Here is a 14036-nt window from a genome sequence, read left to right as displayed (position 1 = left end):
TCAGCGGACGCGGGCCTCGATGTCCCGCCGCAGACGCGCAAACCACCGCCGCAGCAGGCTGTCTGACAGCACCGCCGGCAGTGAGCCGGCAAGGATCCGGTAAACCTCGCTGCGCGGCAGCCTGGACGCCTTTGCCGGATCAAGCCAGTCGTCGTTGCGGACCAGGCGCAGCAAGGTCTCCATGCCGATCAGCACCGGCCACAGGCACGCCAGCCGCAGCCTGATGAAGCGCGCGGGGATGGCAAGGGTGTAGGCCAGCGCCTCTTCAAAGTGCTCCAGCGTCTTGCGCACCAGCTCGAACATCAGGGGCCGCGCGCGCGCCGAGGCCTCCGGGGCCAGCAGGTCCGGCGCGCGCAAGCCGTGCCGCTCCAGCAGGGTCCGAGGCAGGTAGCAGCGGCCGATGCGCAGGTCCTTGCCGCAGTCGCGCAACACGTTGGTCATCTGCAGGGCCTTGCCGAAGCGAACGCCGCGGCGCAGCATGGTGCCGCTGTCGCCAATCGCAACCGGCACGTGGGCGGCGGTCATGTACGTCCAGAATTCGCCCACGCAACCGGCAACCATATAGGTATAGCGATCCAGCGCGTCGCAGTCGCTCAACGCGGCCACGCGGCCGGAACGTTCGTCGGGAAACGTGCGCAGGTCGAATTCCATGCCCTCGGTCAGCGTCGCCACGATCTGCCGTACCGCTTGCCGGTCGGCCGCCTGCAGCTGCGCCAGCACGTCCAGCGCAGGCTCCAGCGATTCGAGCAGCAGGCGCTCGTCCGACTGTTCCTGCTGGCCGGCCACTTCCGCCGCGATATCGATGGCAGGCGCCGCGATGCCAACGGTGCCGTTGACCTGCTCGCGCAGCGACAGCAGCAACGCCAGCCGCCGCTGCGGCGGGATCAGCGCGGTATCGGCAATGGTGTCGGCCGCACGCGCGAGCAGGTAAGCCAGCCCCACGGGGTCGCGCATGCCGGCGGGCAGCACGCGCAGCGTGAGATAGAACGAACGCGAGACGCCCTTGAGCAGCGGACCGAGAAGGAAAGCCCGGCTGGTGTTGCCCATGGCTGGTGTCCTGTTCCTGAAAGCGGTTTGCAGAATGACGGGGCCTGGCTGGCCGTGGTGCCGGGCACGGGGCATTGTACATTTGATGCGCAGGGCATCAGCGATACCTCAGGCTTGACCAGCCTGCCCGAAGCGATAAGAATTTGTGATCGCAGTGCGCCCCTCATTGCCCACGCATTTTCCCCGCCCATGATCCCACCCGTCAGCACCCTCCACGGCCGCCTCAAGATGCAGCACCTGCGGCTGCTGCTGGCCGTGGAAGAGCGCGGCTCGCTGCGCCAGGCGGCCGAGGCGCTGACGCTGACGCAGCCCGCGGTCAGCAAGATGCTGCAGGACATGGAAGAGCTGCTCGGCGTGCCGCTGTTCGAGCGCCATGCGCGGGGGCTGCGGCCTACGCGCTTCGGGCTGGCGGCGACGCGCTATGCGCGGCTGGTATTTGCGGATATGGGTGGCTTGCGCGACGAACTGGTCGCGCTGGAATCCGGCAAGATCGGCCGCGTACGCGTCGGCGCGGTGATGGCGCCGACGCCGGGGCTGCTTGCCGATGTGATCCGGCAGCTCAACCGCGATCATCCGCGGCTGGAGGTGGCGGTGCATGTGGAGACCAGCGATGTGCTGATGCCGCAGCTGGAGCGTGACCAGCTCGATATCGTGCTGGGGCGCGTGCCGGATGGCTGGGACAGCAGCGGCCTGGAGTTCGAGCAGCTCGGCGACGAAGGCCTGGCTATCGTGGTCGGGCCGGAGCATCCGCTGGCGCGCCGGCGCAAGCTGTCGTTTGCGGAGCTGACGCGCTACCCGTGGATCATGCAGCCGCGCCCGAGCCCGATGCGCGCGCTGATCGACCGCTCGTTCGAGGATGCCGGCGTGCCCGCGCCGCCATCGACCATCGAGACCGCGGCAGTGCTGATGACCACGTCGTTGCTGGCGGACAGCGAACTGATCGCGGTGTTGCCGGAGTCGGTCGCGGCCTATTATGGCCGGCTGGGCGCGCTGGCGGTGTTGCCGCTGCCGCTGCCGCGCAAGCTCGGGCCCTATGGCATCGTCACGCGGCGCGGCCGCCCGCTGACGGCATCGATGAGCCTGCTGATCGATGCGTTGCGGGCGTTGTCGCGGTAGGGCTCAGCCTACTGTCTCCGGCAGCTTGCCGTCCACGCGCCACGTGTGGCGTTGCGGGCTGTCCGGGCGCAGCGACGCAGGCAGCAGGGCGGCCGGCATGTCCTGATAGCTGACCGGGCGCACGAAGCGCGCGATGGCCAGGCTACCGACCGAGGTGCTGCGGCCGTCAGCGGTGGCAGGCCAGGGCCCGCCATGCACCATCGCATGCCCGACCTCGACGCCGGTGCCGAAGCCATTGACCAGGATGCGTCCCGCCAGCCGTTCGAGCGCGGGCAGGAACGCGCGGGCGGCGTCGTGATCGGCCTCGTCGAGATGCAGCGCGGCGGTCAGCTGGCCTTCCAGGGCGTCGATGACGCGCTGCATGTCGGCAAGGTCGCGGCAGCGCACGACCAACGCGGCGGCGCCGAAGACTTCGTGGCGCAGCGCCGGGTCTGCCAGGAACGCCGCGGCGTCGGTGGCAAACAGCGCGGCCTGGCCTTGCGTGGCCGCTCCCGCCGGGCCGAGCGCGACGGTCTGTACCTGCGCATGGCGGGCGAGCGACTCGACGCCGGCGCAATAGGCGCGATGGATGCCGGGCGTCAGCATCGTTGCCGCGGGCAGCGTGGCGAGCCGTGCCGACGCGGCCCGCAGGAAGCGGTCCAGGTCGTCGCCCGCCACCGCCAGCACCAGGCCGGGATTGGTGCAGAACTGCCCCGCGCCCAGCGTTAGCGAATCGGCGAAGGCGGTGCCGATGGCTTCGGCGCGGCTGGCCAGCGCGTGCGGGAACAGCAGCACCGGGTTGACGCTGCTCATCTCGGCATAGACCGGGATCGGTTCGGCGCGCGCGGCTGCGATTGCCATCAGCGCCATACCGCCGGCGCGCGAGCCGGTGAAGCCGACGGCCTTGATGCGCGGGTCCGCCACCAGCCCTTGCCCGACTTCCAGGCCGGCATCGAACAGCAGCGAGAAGGTGCCTTCGGGCAGGTCCAGCTCGTCAACGGCCTGGCGGATCGCGCGGCCCACCAGTTCCGACGTGCCGGGATGCGCCGGATGCGCCTTGACGATGACCGGGCAACCGGCGGCCAGCGCCGATGCGGTATCGCCGCCCGCCACCGAGAACGCCAGCGGGAAATTGCTCGCGCCGAACACCGCGACCGGGCCCAGCGGGATATGGCGCAGGCGCAGGTCCGGGCGCGGCAGCGGCTTGCGTTCGGGCTGCGCCGGATCGACGCGCAGCTCAAGGAAATCGCCCTGGCGCAGCAGGTTGGCGAACAGGCGCAACTGGCCCACGGTGCGGCCGCGCTCGCCTTCGATGCGGGCGCGCGGCAGGCCGGACTCGGCGACGCAGCGATCGATGAACGCATCGCCCAGCGCCACGATGTTGGCCGCGATGGCTTCGAGGAAATCGGCGCGCCGTTCGGGCGCGGTCTCGCGGTAGGTATCGAATGCCTGCCAGGCGAGGGCACAGGCCTGGTCGAGCTGCTGGGGCGTGGCGCCGCCGAAGGCGGGTTCCAGCGTGGCGCCGGTGGCTGCGTCGATGGCGTGGAGGGTGCCTTGGGTGCCGCGCGGTGATTGGCGGCCGATCAGGAGGTTGCCGGTGAGGGTCATGGGTGGATTTTGGGAAGTCGTTGTGTGCTTTCAGAAGGAGGGGGCATGCAAAGCGCCGTCACTTCGTGGAGGGCTCCGGCCCTCACCCCAACCCTCTCCCGCAAGCGGGAGAGGGAGCACACATCGGCAGAGTTGGGAACAGTGGTGGCTTCGCAAGCCGGTGGTTTGCTCCCCTCTCCCGCTTGCGGGCGAGGGGCGGGGGTGAGGGCCGGCGCTTCTCGATGCGAGGCGCCAGCACATCAAGGACAAACCCTCACCGCCCCCACCGCAACACCATCGGATCCAGCCGGCGCGCGATCCGCATCAGCCCTTCGCGCGTCGCCGGGTGCATCGGCTGCAGCGGATGCCGCACCGCGTCCGACGCGATCACGCCGCCTTCCTGCATCAGCACCTTGCTGGTCGCCAGCCAGCCCTGGCGGTTTTCGTAGTTGATCAGCGGCAGCCATTGCTGGTAGCGCTGCGCCGCCAGTTCGGCGTCGCCGGCCTGCCAGGCATCGAGAATCTGGCGGATGCCGTCAGGAAAGCCAGCGCCGGTCATGGCGCCGGTGGCGCCCGCTTCCAGGTCGGCCATCAGCGTGATGGCCTCTTCGCCGTCCCACGGGCCGACGATGGCGTCGCCGCCCAGCTCGATCAGCTCGCGCAGCTTGGCGGCGGCCTGCTGCACCTCGATCTTGAAGTACGACACATTGCCGATCTCGCGCGCCATGCGCGCCAGGAACGGCGCGCTCAGCGTGGTGCCGCTGACCGGCGCGTCCTGGATCATGATGGGGATGTCGATGGCGTCCGAGACGGTGGCGAAGAACTCGTAGATGCTGCGCTCGGGCATGCGGATGGTGGCGCCGTGGTAGGGCGGCATCACCATCACCATGGCCGCGCCCGCGTCCTGCGCCGCGCGGCTGCGCTCGGCGCACAGGCGCGAGCTGAAATGCGTGGTGGTGACGATTACCGGCACGCGGCCGTCCACATGTTCCAGCACGGTCCGCATCAGCACGTTGCGCTCGTCGTCGCTCAGCACGAACTGCTCGGAGAAATTGGCCAGGATGCACAGGCCGTGCGAGCCGGCATCGATCATGAAGTCGATGCAGCGGCGCTGGCCGTCCAGGTCAAGCCCGCCTTGTGCGTCGAAGATGGTGGGCGCGACCGGGAATACGCCGCGGTAGACGGTAGGGGTGGGGCTGCGGGTCATGGTCTGCTCCGGCTGTCGATCAATGGGTCGGGCCAATATACGAGCCGTCCGGCGGGCTGTATATTGAAACCTTTCCATCTGGTGATCGCTTTTGCGACTCACTGACCCGCCATGAAATCCACGCTCGAAACTCTCACGGGCCGCCTGCGCGTCAAGCAGCTGCAATTGCTGATTGCGCTCGACGAACACGCCTCGCTGCACCAGGCGGCCGCGGCCATGGCGATGACCCAGTCCGCGGCCAGCAAGTCGCTGCAGGAACTGGAAAGCATGCTCGAGGCGCCGTTGTTCGAACGCTCCCGGCGCGGCATGCGGCCCAACGCCTTCGGGCACTGCGTGATCCGGCACGCACGGCAGCTGGTGGCCGACCTGGGCGCGATGTGCGACGAGGTGGCCGGCATCCGCGCCGGCAGCGGCGGCCGCGTCGCCGTGGGCACGATCATGGGGGCGGTGCCGGACGTGCTGGTGCCGGCGCTGGCGCAGTTGCGCCAGGCGCACCCGGAGCTGGCGCTGGAGATCATGGAGGACACCAGCCGGCGCCTGCTGGAACTGCTCGATGACGGGCACCTGGACCTGGTGGTCGGCCGCTCGCTGGTCAGCGACGAACCGGCCCGCTACCACTACCACGCGCTTGGCGACGAGCAGGTGGCGGTGGTGGTGGGGCGCTCGCATCCCGCGCCGCGCGCGACTTCAATGGGGTTTGCCGACCTCGCGGGCTATCGCTGGATCACGTATGCCGGCCACATGCCGATGCATGCCCTGCTGCAGCGCGAACTGGACCTGGCCGGCCTGAGCTTTCCGGCCAATGCGGTGTCGACCTCGTCGGCGTTCGTCACGGTGGCGATGCTGCAGGACGACCCCGGCCTGGTGTCGCTGCTGCCGGCGGGCGTGGCCGCCATGTTCGTGCGCCAGAAGATGCTGCGCATCCTGCCGGTGCGGCTGCAGTCGCGCCAGCAGACCTTCGGCATCGTCACGCGGCGCGGGGGCGGCCTGTCGGCCGCCGCGCGGCAGCTGGCCGCTATCCTGAAAGCGGGCCCGCGCGGGCCGGGTGCGGCGGACGCCGGGGTATAACTCCAGGTGATCGCCGGTTCAAAAAACATCAGTAGTAGCGAATCGCTGATGCTCCTATAGTCTGGCCATCCGCGCCGCAGAGCCCGGACAGCAAACGACGGAGACAGCAATGAAGACATGGATCGCCGGCGCACTCGCCGGCCTCGCCACGGTGGCGGCAGCAACGGGCGCGGCGTGGGCCCAGGACACGCGGCCGGTGCGGCTGATGGTAGGCGCCGCGCCGGGCGGCGGCACCGACGTAATGGCGCGCATCGTCTCCGACAAGCTCGCCGCGCAGCTGAAGCAACCGGTGGTGGTGGACAACCGCCCCGGCGCGTCCAACACCATTGCCGCGGACATTACCGCCAAGGCGCCGGCGGACGGCAACACGCTGCTGATGGGCGTGGTCACCTCGCAGGCGATCGCGCCGCACCTGCTCAAGCTGCAGTTCGACCCGCTCAAGGACCTGGTTCCGGTGGCGCTGGTGTCGACCGTGCCCAATGTGCTGGTGGTCAACAACCAGGTGCCGGCGCGCGACGTCAAGGCGCTGGTGGCGCAAATCCAGGCCAATCCGGACAAGTTTCGCTACAGCTCGTCGGGGGTCGGCAGTACCCAGCACCTGGCCGGCGCGGCCTTTGCGCGCCAGATCCAGGGCAAGCTGCTCCATGTGCCGTACAAGAGCAGCAGCAGCGCGCTGGTGGACCTGATGGGCGGGCAGGTGGACATGAGCTTCGAGACCATGCCGTCGGTCATCAGCCATATCAAGGCCGGCAAGCTGCGCGCGCTGGCGGTGACCGCCGACAAGCGTTCCGCGCTGCTGCCCAACGTGCCGACGCTGGCGGAAGCGGGCGTGCCCGGCATCCAGATGAGCGCGTGGTACGGCGTCTACGCGCCGGCCGGCACGCCGCCCGCGGCGCTGCAGAAGCTGGGCAGCGCGCTCGCCACGGTGATCAAGGATCCCGACACGGTGCGCCGGCTGGCGGATGTGGGCGCGGTGCCCGGCACGCTGACCGCGGCGCAGTTCGACGCGTTCTCGCGGGCCGAATATGCGCGCTATGGCAAGCTCATCGCTGAACTGGGCGTCAAGCTCGACCAATAATCCTACGGAAGCCTCATGCATTCCCGACCAAGAATCGCCATGGTGCTGGGCGACCCCGCCGGCATCGGTCCTGAACTGATCGCGCGGCTGCTGGCCGACGCCGGCACGGCCGCGCAGGCCGACATCCTGCTGATCGCCGACCGCGACGAATGGCGCCACGGCATGCGCATCGCAGGCGTCGAGCTGGCGCTGGCCGAGACCGACGTGCCCGCCTTTGCCGACGACGGCAAGCCGCGCCTGTACCACTGGCAGCTGCCAGGGCGCCCGGCCTATCCGCGCGGCGCGGCCAGTGCCGAAGGCGGACGCTACAGCCTAGGCACCCTGGCGCTGGCGCTGCAGCTGGCGCAGGCGGGGCAGGCCGATGCGATCCTGTTCGGGCCGCTCAACAAGAGCTCGCTGCATGCCGCCGGCATGGCCCACAGCGACGAGCTGCACTGGTTCGCCGAGCAGCTTGGCTACCACGGCAATTTCTGCGAGTTCAACGTGCTCGACGGGCTGTGGACCTCGCGCGTGACCTCGCACGTCGCGCTCAAGGACGTGCCGGCGATGATCACGCCCGAACGCGTCGGCGGTGCCATCGACCTGATCGACCAGGCGCTGCGCCACGCCGGCATGGCCAGTCCACGCATTGCCGTGTGCGGCCTCAACCCACACAACGGCGACAACGGCGCCTTCGGCCGCGAGGAGATCGACGTGATCGCACCCGGCGTGGCCGCGGCGCGCGAGCGCGGCGTCAATGCGGAGGGCCCGTTCCCGGCCGACACCATCTTCCTGAAGGTGCAGGGCGGGCCGTCGCAGCGGCAGTTCGATGCCATCGTCACCATGTACCACGACCAGGGCCAGATCGGCATCAAGCTGATGGGGTTCTCGCGCGGCGTGACGGTGCAGGGCGGGTTGCCGGTGCCGATCACCACGCCCGCGCACGGCACCGCCTTCGATATCACGCAGCAGGGCCGCGCCGATCCGGGCGCCACGCTGCAGGCGTTCCAGATCGCCTGCAGCATGGGTGCGCAGCGACGCGCGGCCGCGCAAGCCTAGCCAACCCGTCCATCCATACCGCAACACGCAAGACCGCCCCCGGCGCGGCCGGGGCGCGTTCGCGCCAACGCATTGCCATCAGGAGCTGAACATGAAGATCACCAACGTCCGCGCCCGCGTTTTCGAATGGAAGGGCAAGACCGTGCCGCCGCAAGCGCATTTCTGCACCAACGCCACCGATATCCTCTTCGAGCGCGGCGACGCCATGGGCTCGTTCCGCTTCCATGGCTGGATGGTGGTCGAGATCGAGACCGATACCGGCCTGGTTGGCATCGGCAACTGCGCGCTGGCGCCGCGCGTGGCCAAGGAGATCGTCGACCAGTACCTGGCGCCGGTCGTGATCGGCCAGGACCCGTTCGACAACGAATACCTGTGGCAGAAGATGTATCGCCGCACCCATGCGTGGGGCCGCAAGGGCATCGGCATGGCGGCGATCTCGGCGGTGGACATCGCGCTGTGGGACCTGATGGGCAAGGCGGTCGGCAAGCCGGTGTTCAAGCTGCTGGGCGGGCGCACCAAGGAGAAGATCTGGTGCTATGCCTCCAAGCTCTACAACAACGATGACCGCGATGCTTTCCTGGCCGAAGCGCAAGGCTACCTTGACCAGGGCTTCAGCGCGATGAAGATGCGCTTCGGCTACGGCCCCAAGGACGGCCCCGCCGGCATGCAGAAGAACATCGAGCAGGTGCGCCTGCTGCGCGAGCTGGTGGGCGACGGCGTCGACATCATGCTCGAGTGCTACATGGGCTGGACCCTGGAATACGCGCGCCGGATGCTGCCGCGTTTGGCCGAGTTCAACCCGCGCTGGCTCGAAGAGCCGGTGATCGCCGACGATATCGAAGGCTATGTCGAGCTGAAGAAGGCCAGCCCGTTCCCGATCTCGGGCGGCGAGCACGAGTTCACCTCGTACGGCTTCAAGGACCTGCTGGAACGCCGCGCGGTCGACGTGATCCAGTACGACACCAACCGCGTGGGCGGCATCACCGCCGCGCAGAAGATCAACGCCATGGCCGAGGCCTGGTCGGTGCCGGTGATCCCGCATGCCGGGCAGATGCACAACTACCACCTGACCATGGCGTCGACCGCGTCGCCGATGGCCGAGTACTTCCCGGTGCATGACGTCGAGGTCGGCAACGAGCTGTTCTACTACATCTTCAAGGGCGACCCCGCGCCGGACAACGGCTACCTGCAGCTAGATGACAACCTGCCGGGCCTGGGGCTGGAACTGAACGACGCGTTTTTCGGCGACTTCAACATCATCGGATGAGGCGCGCGGGCAGGGGCGGGCTCATGCCGCTTGCTGCCCGCCATAGATGTCCTGCGCGGCCTCGCGCAGCGCCTCGGCGACCAGCAGCGCGCCGGGCGACATCAGCCGGTCGGTCGGCGTGATCAGGCCGAAATCGTCCATATGGCAGGGCATCGCCATCGGCAGGACCTGCACCATGCCGAACGCGGCGTAGTACTGCGCCACGTCGGCGGTCAGCACCGCGATCATGTCCGACTGCGTCACCATGCGCGTCAGGAACAGCAGCGCGGCGGTCTCCACCACATTGTCCGGCGGCGCCAGGCTGGCGCGCTGGAACATCAGCTCGAAGCGGTGGCGCAGCACCGTGCCGGCCGGCGGGATCAGCCAGGCCGCGTCGACGGTGTCGGCCAATGACAGCCCGGGCGCCGCCAGCATCGGATGATCGGGCCGCACCACCGCGCACACCGGCTCCTGCGCCATCGGCGCGTAGCGCAGCCGGCCCTTGTCGTGCTCGGGAAACAGGCGCGCCACCACCATGTCCAGCTTTTCCTGCGCCAGCCGGTCGAGCAGCACGTTGCTGTTGTCGATCTCCACGGACACCCGCAGGCCCGGATAGCGCGCCTTGATCCGCGCGATCGCCGGCGGCAGCAGCCGCACGCCCGGCGAGGTGATCGCGCCGATCGCCACATGGCCCAGCCGCCCTGCCTTCAGTGCCAGCACTTCTTCCCGCGCCTGGTTCAGGCTGCCGACCACCGCGCGCGCGTGCCGGATCATCGCGCGGCCGTAGTCCGTTGGCGCCATGCCGCGCGGCAGGCGCTCGAACAAGGGTACCGACAGCAGATCTTCCAGCTCGCGCAGCAGCTTGGACGCGGCCGGTTGCGTCATCGCCAGCCGTTCGGCCGCGCGATGGATGCTGCCTTCGTCGGCCACGGCGAGCAGCAGCAATAGCTGGCGCGTCTTCAGGCGGGTGTGGTTGTGCCAGGTCGGCACGGCCGGCGGCGCCGGGGAATACGCGGGGGAAGGGGTTGGAACTGGCATTGGACTAGGGTTAATACTGATGCCGATATTGGTATGGCAATGGCCGAACTCTTCATTAGTAGCATATCGGCAAGCTGCATACACTGCGTCCGACAAAACCACAACGACCGGAGACAGCGTGGCGCCATGCCGCTGGCTCCGTCGTCCCTGCCATTCCCCGCCGCCAGCGCTGGCGGCCATTGCACCAGGAACAACATGTCGGATTCCCAGGACAACGACAAGCAACGCAAGCCGCTGCGCTCGACCGCGTGGTTCGGCACCGCCGACAAGAACGGCTTCATGTACCGCAGCTGGATGAAGAACCAGGGCATTCCCGACCACGCCTTCGACGGCCGGCCGGTGATCGGCATCTGCAATACGTGGTCGGAACTGACCCCCTGCAACGCGCACTTCCGCAAGCTGGCCGAGCACGTCAAGCGCGGTGTGTATGAGGCGGGCGGTTTCCCGGTCGAATTCCCGGTGTTCTCCAACGGCGAATCCAACCTGCGGCCGACCGCGATGCTGACGCGCAATCTCGCCGCGATGGATGTCGAGGAAGCGATCCGCGGCAACCCGATCGACGCCGTGGTGCTGCTGACCGGCTGCGACAAGACCACGCCGGCGCTGCTGATGGGCGCGGCCAGCTGCGACGTGCCGGCCATCGTCGTCACCGGCGGGCCGATGCTCAACGGCAAGCTCGACGGCAAGGACATCGGCTCGGGCACCGCGGTATGGCAGCTGCATGAATCGCTCAAGGCGGGCGAGATCAACCTGCACCAGTTCCTGTCCGCCGAAGCCGGCATGTCGCGCTCGGCCGGCACCTGCAACACCATGGGCACGGCCTCGACCATGGCCTGCATGGCCGAGGCGCTTGGCACCTCGCTGCCGCACAACGCGGCGATTCCCGCGGTCGATGCGCGCCGCTACGTGCTCGCGCACATGTCCGGCATCCGCATCGTCGAGATGGCGCGCGAGGACCTGACGCTGTCGAAGATCCTGACGCGCCAGGCGTTCGAGAACGCGATCCGCGTCAACGCGGCGATCGGCGGCTCGACCAATGCGGTAATCCACCTGAAGGCGATCGCCGGGCGCATCGGCGTGCCGCTGGAACTGGAAGACTGGAGCACCGTGGGGCGCGACACGCCGACCATCGTCGACCTGATGCCGTCGGGCCGCTTCCTGATGGAAGAGTTCTACTATGCCGGCGGCCTGCCCGCGGTGTTGCGCCGCCTGGGCGAGGCGGGTTTGCTGCCGCACCCGGATGCGCTGACCGTCAACGGCAAGGCGATCTGGGATAACGTCAGGGATGCGCCGATCACCAATGATGAAGTCATCCGCCCGCTCGATCAGCCGCTGATCCGCGACGGCAGCATCCGCATCCTGCGCGGCAACCTGTCGCCGCGCGGCGCGGTGCTCAAGCCGTCGGCCGCGACGCCGAAACTGCTGCGCCACCGCGGCCGCGCGGTGGTGTTCGAAAACCTGGAGCATTACAAGGAACGCATCGTCGACGAATCGCTCGAGGTCGACGAGAACTCGGTGCTGGTGCTCAAGCGCTGCGGCCCGCGCGGCTATCCGGGCATGGCCGAGGTCGGCAACATGGGCCTGCCCCCCAAGCTGCTGCGCCAGGGCGTCAAGGACATGGTGCGCATCTCCGACGCGCGCATGAGCGGCACCGCCTACGGCACGGTGGTGCTGCACGTGGCGCCGGAAGCGGCCGCGGGCGGCCCGCTCGCGATCGTGCGCGACGGCGACTGGATCGAGCTCGACTGCGAGGCCGGGCGCCTGCATCTCGATATCGACAACGCCGAGTTCGCGCGCCGCATGGCTGACGTGCAGCCACTGGAGGCACCCGCGGACGGCGGCTATCGCAAGCTGTACGTCAACCACGTGCTGCAGGCAGACGAAGGCTGCGACCTCGACTTCCTGGTGGGCTGCCGCGGCCGCGAGGTGCCGCGCCATTCGCACTGAGTCATTGCACCAAACCCCCCGGCTGCCTGTCGCGCAGCCGGCTACGACAAAGACAAGGAGACTACGCCATGCAAGGCACCCAGACCGCGCCGATGGAGCGCGCCGCCCCGACCCAGGGAGAACGATCGCAAGCCGCGGAAGAGCACCGCATCATCGGCATGCTGGTGCGCCGGCTGATCCCATTCCTGGCGCTGATCTACGTGGTGGCGTATATCGACCGATCGGTGGTCGGTTTTGCCAAGCTGCACATGAATGCGGCGATCGGTATCAGCGATGCGGCCTACGGCCTCGGCGCGGGGCTGTTCTTCGTCGGCTATTTCTTGTGCGAAGTGCCCAGTAACCTGGCGCTGGAGCGCTTCGGCGCACGCCGCTGGTTCGCGCGCATCCTGTTCACCTGGGGCGTGATCACCATGGCGATGGCGCTGACCAGTGGGCCCCACAGCTTTTACGTGCTGCGCTTCCTGCTGGGCGCGGCCGAGGCGGGGCTGTATCCGGGCATCCTGTACTTCCTGACCAAGTGGTTCCCGATGCGGCACCGTGCGCGCATCATCGGCCTGCTGGTGCTGGCACAGCCGATCGCGCTGATCATCACCGGGCCGATCGCGGGGCTGGTGCTGTCGACCCACGGCGTATTCGGCATGAGCAACTGGCAGACGCTGTTCGTGCTCAGCGGCCTGCCCGCGGTGCTGCTGTGCCTGCCGACGCTGAAGCTGCTGCCGGAGTCGCCGGCCAGCGCGGCGTGGCTGGCGCCGGCCGACCGCGCCTGGATCGAGCGCGAACTGGCCGCCGACCAGGCCACCTATGCGCTGAAAGCGCATGGCAATCCGCTGCGGGCGCTGCGCGACAAGCGCGTGCTGCTGCTGTCGCTGCTGTTCCTGCCGTTCCCGCTAAGCATCTACGGGCTGTCGCTGTGGCTGCCGACCATCATCAAGCAGTTCGGCGTCACCGATGCAATGACCGGGCTGCTGTCGGCCGTGCCCTACCTGTTTGCCGTGGTCGGGCTCTGGCTGGTGCCGCGCCATTCGGACCGCAAGCGCGAGCGCTACGGCCATATCGTGGTGGTGTCCGGCATGGCGGCGATCACCATGGCGCTGAGCGCGTGGGTACAGTCGCCGGCGCTGCAGTTCCTGTTTATCTGCCTGACCGCGTTCTCGGTCTATTCGATCCAGGCGGTGGTGTGGGCGCTGCCCGGCGAGTTTCTGACCGGCGCCAGCGCCGCGGTGGGCATCGCCACCATCAACTCGCTGGCCAATCTGGGTGGCTATTTCGGGCCGTATGGCATTGGCGTGATCAAGGACGCCACCGGCAGCCTGGCCGCCGGGCTGTACTTCCTGGCGGTGATGCTGCTGTTTGCGGTAGTGATGGCCTTCGTCGTGCGCGCGGCGCTGCGGCCGGCGGCGGCACGCGCCTGACCGGCGGCCTGGCGGCAGGCTCAGGGCCGCCGCTTCTTCCACGCGTAGTCGGGCGGCGGGTCGGCCGCGCCGGCGCGGCCGACCGAGTCGGGATTTTCTGCGCACAGCGTGACAAAGCTGACCGGCTCGCCCGCATGCTGGCGCTGGCGCAGCGCCTCGGTAAAGCGCAGCGCTTCACGCATGGCATCGCTGGGGAAGGACTGCGCATGCGGACTGAGCCCGGCGCCGTCCGCTTGCGACCAATAGACCATGTACATAGGGCAATCCTGTGGG

At 68.7% G+C, this 14036-nt stretch carries 12 protein-coding genes; 7 read left to right on the top strand and 5 right to left on the bottom strand.

Going from position 1 to position 14036, the window contains the following annotated elements; genetic code table 11:
- Nucleotides 1-1047: a phytoene/squalene synthase family protein gene (locus tag ACOCMH_RS02040; protein ID WP_427307514.1), complete on the bottom strand. Its 1047-nt coding sequence runs from the start codon at nt 1045-1047 to the stop codon at nt 1-3.
- Nucleotides 1048-1236: 189 nt separating this feature from the next.
- Here ACOCMH_RS02040 and ACOCMH_RS02035 point away from each other — a divergent pair, with 189 nt between their 5' ends.
- Nucleotides 1237-2163: a LysR family transcriptional regulator gene (locus ACOCMH_RS02035; protein ID WP_427307513.1), complete on the top strand. Its 927-nt coding sequence runs from the start codon at nt 1237-1239 to the stop codon at nt 2161-2163.
- Nucleotides 2164-2166: 3 nt separating this feature from the next.
- Here ACOCMH_RS02035 and ACOCMH_RS02030 read toward each other — a convergent pair whose 3' ends face one another.
- On the bottom strand, nt 2167-3750 hold the full coding sequence (locus ACOCMH_RS02030; RefSeq protein ID WP_427307512.1) for an aldehyde dehydrogenase (NADP(+)): 1584 nt from the start codon (nt 3748-3750) through the stop codon (nt 2167-2169).
- 253 nt (nt 3751-4003) lie between these two features.
- Nucleotides 4004-4936, bottom strand: coding sequence for a dihydrodipicolinate synthase family protein (locus ACOCMH_RS02025; RefSeq protein WP_427307511.1), 933 nt, complete (start codon nt 4934-4936; stop codon nt 4004-4006).
- 111 nt (nt 4937-5047) lie between these two features.
- Here ACOCMH_RS02025 and ACOCMH_RS02020 point away from each other — a divergent pair, with 111 nt between their 5' ends.
- From ACOCMH_RS02020 to ACOCMH_RS02005, 4 genes are all read left to right on the top strand, one after another.
- The gene (locus ACOCMH_RS02020; RefSeq protein ID WP_427307510.1) at nt 5048-6004 is read left to right on the top strand and encodes a LysR substrate-binding domain-containing protein; all 957 of its coding nucleotides are present in this window, start codon (nt 5048-5050) and stop codon (nt 6002-6004) included.
- 109 nt (nt 6005-6113) lie between these two features.
- A complete protein-coding gene (locus tag ACOCMH_RS02015) occupies nt 6114-7082 on the top strand; it encodes a Bug family tripartite tricarboxylate transporter substrate binding protein (protein ID WP_427307509.1) in 969 nt (322 codons plus the stop codon).
- 15 nt (nt 7083-7097) lie between these two features.
- Nucleotides 7098-8120, top strand: a complete 1023-nt coding sequence (locus tag ACOCMH_RS02010) for a 4-hydroxythreonine-4-phosphate dehydrogenase PdxA (protein WP_427307508.1) — start codon at nt 7098-7100, stop codon at nt 8118-8120.
- A 91-nt stretch (nt 8121-8211) separates the two neighbouring features.
- Nucleotides 8212-9387, top strand: coding sequence for an L-rhamnonate dehydratase (locus ACOCMH_RS02005; RefSeq protein WP_427307507.1), 1176 nt, complete (start codon nt 8212-8214; stop codon nt 9385-9387).
- A gap of 21 nt (nt 9388-9408) precedes the next feature.
- Here ACOCMH_RS02005 and ACOCMH_RS02000 read toward each other — a convergent pair whose 3' ends face one another.
- Entirely contained in the window at nt 9409-10404 is a 996-nt protein-coding gene (locus ACOCMH_RS02000) for a LysR substrate-binding domain-containing protein (RefSeq protein WP_427307506.1), read from the bottom strand.
- Between the two features lie 195 nt (nt 10405-10599).
- On the opposite strand from ACOCMH_RS02000, the gene ACOCMH_RS01995 reads away from it, so the two are divergent.
- Complete coding sequence (locus ACOCMH_RS01995; protein WP_427307505.1) at nt 10600-12351, top strand: IlvD/Edd family dehydratase; 1752 nt, start codon at nt 10600-10602, stop codon at nt 12349-12351.
- A 68-nt stretch (nt 12352-12419) separates the two neighbouring features.
- A complete protein-coding gene (locus ACOCMH_RS01990) occupies nt 12420-13763 on the top strand; it encodes an MFS transporter (protein WP_427307504.1) in 1344 nt (447 codons plus the stop codon).
- Between the two features lie 20 nt (nt 13764-13783).
- Here ACOCMH_RS01990 and ACOCMH_RS01985 read toward each other — a convergent pair whose 3' ends face one another.
- A complete protein-coding gene (locus ACOCMH_RS01985; RefSeq protein WP_427307503.1) occupies nt 13784-14020 on the bottom strand; it encodes a hypothetical protein in 237 nt (78 codons plus the stop codon).
- Nucleotides 14021-14036 lie beyond the last annotated feature (16 nt).

It is taken from the genome of Cupriavidus sp. H39 (assembly GCF_050271075.1).
Lineage (GTDB): Bacteria > Pseudomonadota > Gammaproteobacteria > Burkholderiales > Burkholderiaceae > Cupriavidus > Cupriavidus necator_B.
Note: the sequence above shows the minus strand (reverse complement) of the source record. Positions and strands in the feature narration are given on the sequence as shown.

Coding starts and splice junctions, on each gene's coding strand:
- ACOCMH_RS02040 (WP_427307514.1), bottom strand. CDS start 1,047: ATGGGCAACACCAGCCGGGCTTTCCTTCTCGGTCCGCTGCTCAAGGGC.
- ACOCMH_RS02035 (WP_427307513.1), top strand. CDS start 1,237: ATGATCCCACCCGTCAGCACCCTCCACGGCCGCCTCAAGATGCAGCAC.
- ACOCMH_RS02030 (WP_427307512.1), bottom strand. CDS start 3,750: ATGACCCTCACCGGCAACCTCCTGATCGGCCGCCAATCACCGCGCGGC.
- ACOCMH_RS02025 (WP_427307511.1), bottom strand. CDS start 4,936: ATGACCCGCAGCCCCACCCCTACCGTCTACCGCGGCGTATTCCCGGTC.
- ACOCMH_RS02020 (WP_427307510.1), top strand. CDS start 5,048: ATGAAATCCACGCTCGAAACTCTCACGGGCCGCCTGCGCGTCAAGCAG.
- ACOCMH_RS02015 (WP_427307509.1), top strand. CDS start 6,114: ATGAAGACATGGATCGCCGGCGCACTCGCCGGCCTCGCCACGGTGGCG.
- ACOCMH_RS02010 (WP_427307508.1), top strand. CDS start 7,098: ATGCATTCCCGACCAAGAATCGCCATGGTGCTGGGCGACCCCGCCGGC.
- ACOCMH_RS02005 (WP_427307507.1), top strand. CDS start 8,212: ATGAAGATCACCAACGTCCGCGCCCGCGTTTTCGAATGGAAGGGCAAG.
- ACOCMH_RS02000 (WP_427307506.1), bottom strand. CDS start 10,404: ATGCCAGTTCCAACCCCTTCCCCCGCGTATTCCCCGGCGCCGCCGGCC.
- ACOCMH_RS01995 (WP_427307505.1), top strand. CDS start 10,600: ATGTCGGATTCCCAGGACAACGACAAGCAACGCAAGCCGCTGCGCTCG.
- ACOCMH_RS01990 (WP_427307504.1), top strand. CDS start 12,420: ATGCAAGGCACCCAGACCGCGCCGATGGAGCGCGCCGCCCCGACCCAG.
- ACOCMH_RS01985 (WP_427307503.1), bottom strand. CDS start 14,020: ATGTACATGGTCTATTGGTCGCAAGCGGACGGCGCCGGGCTCAGTCCG.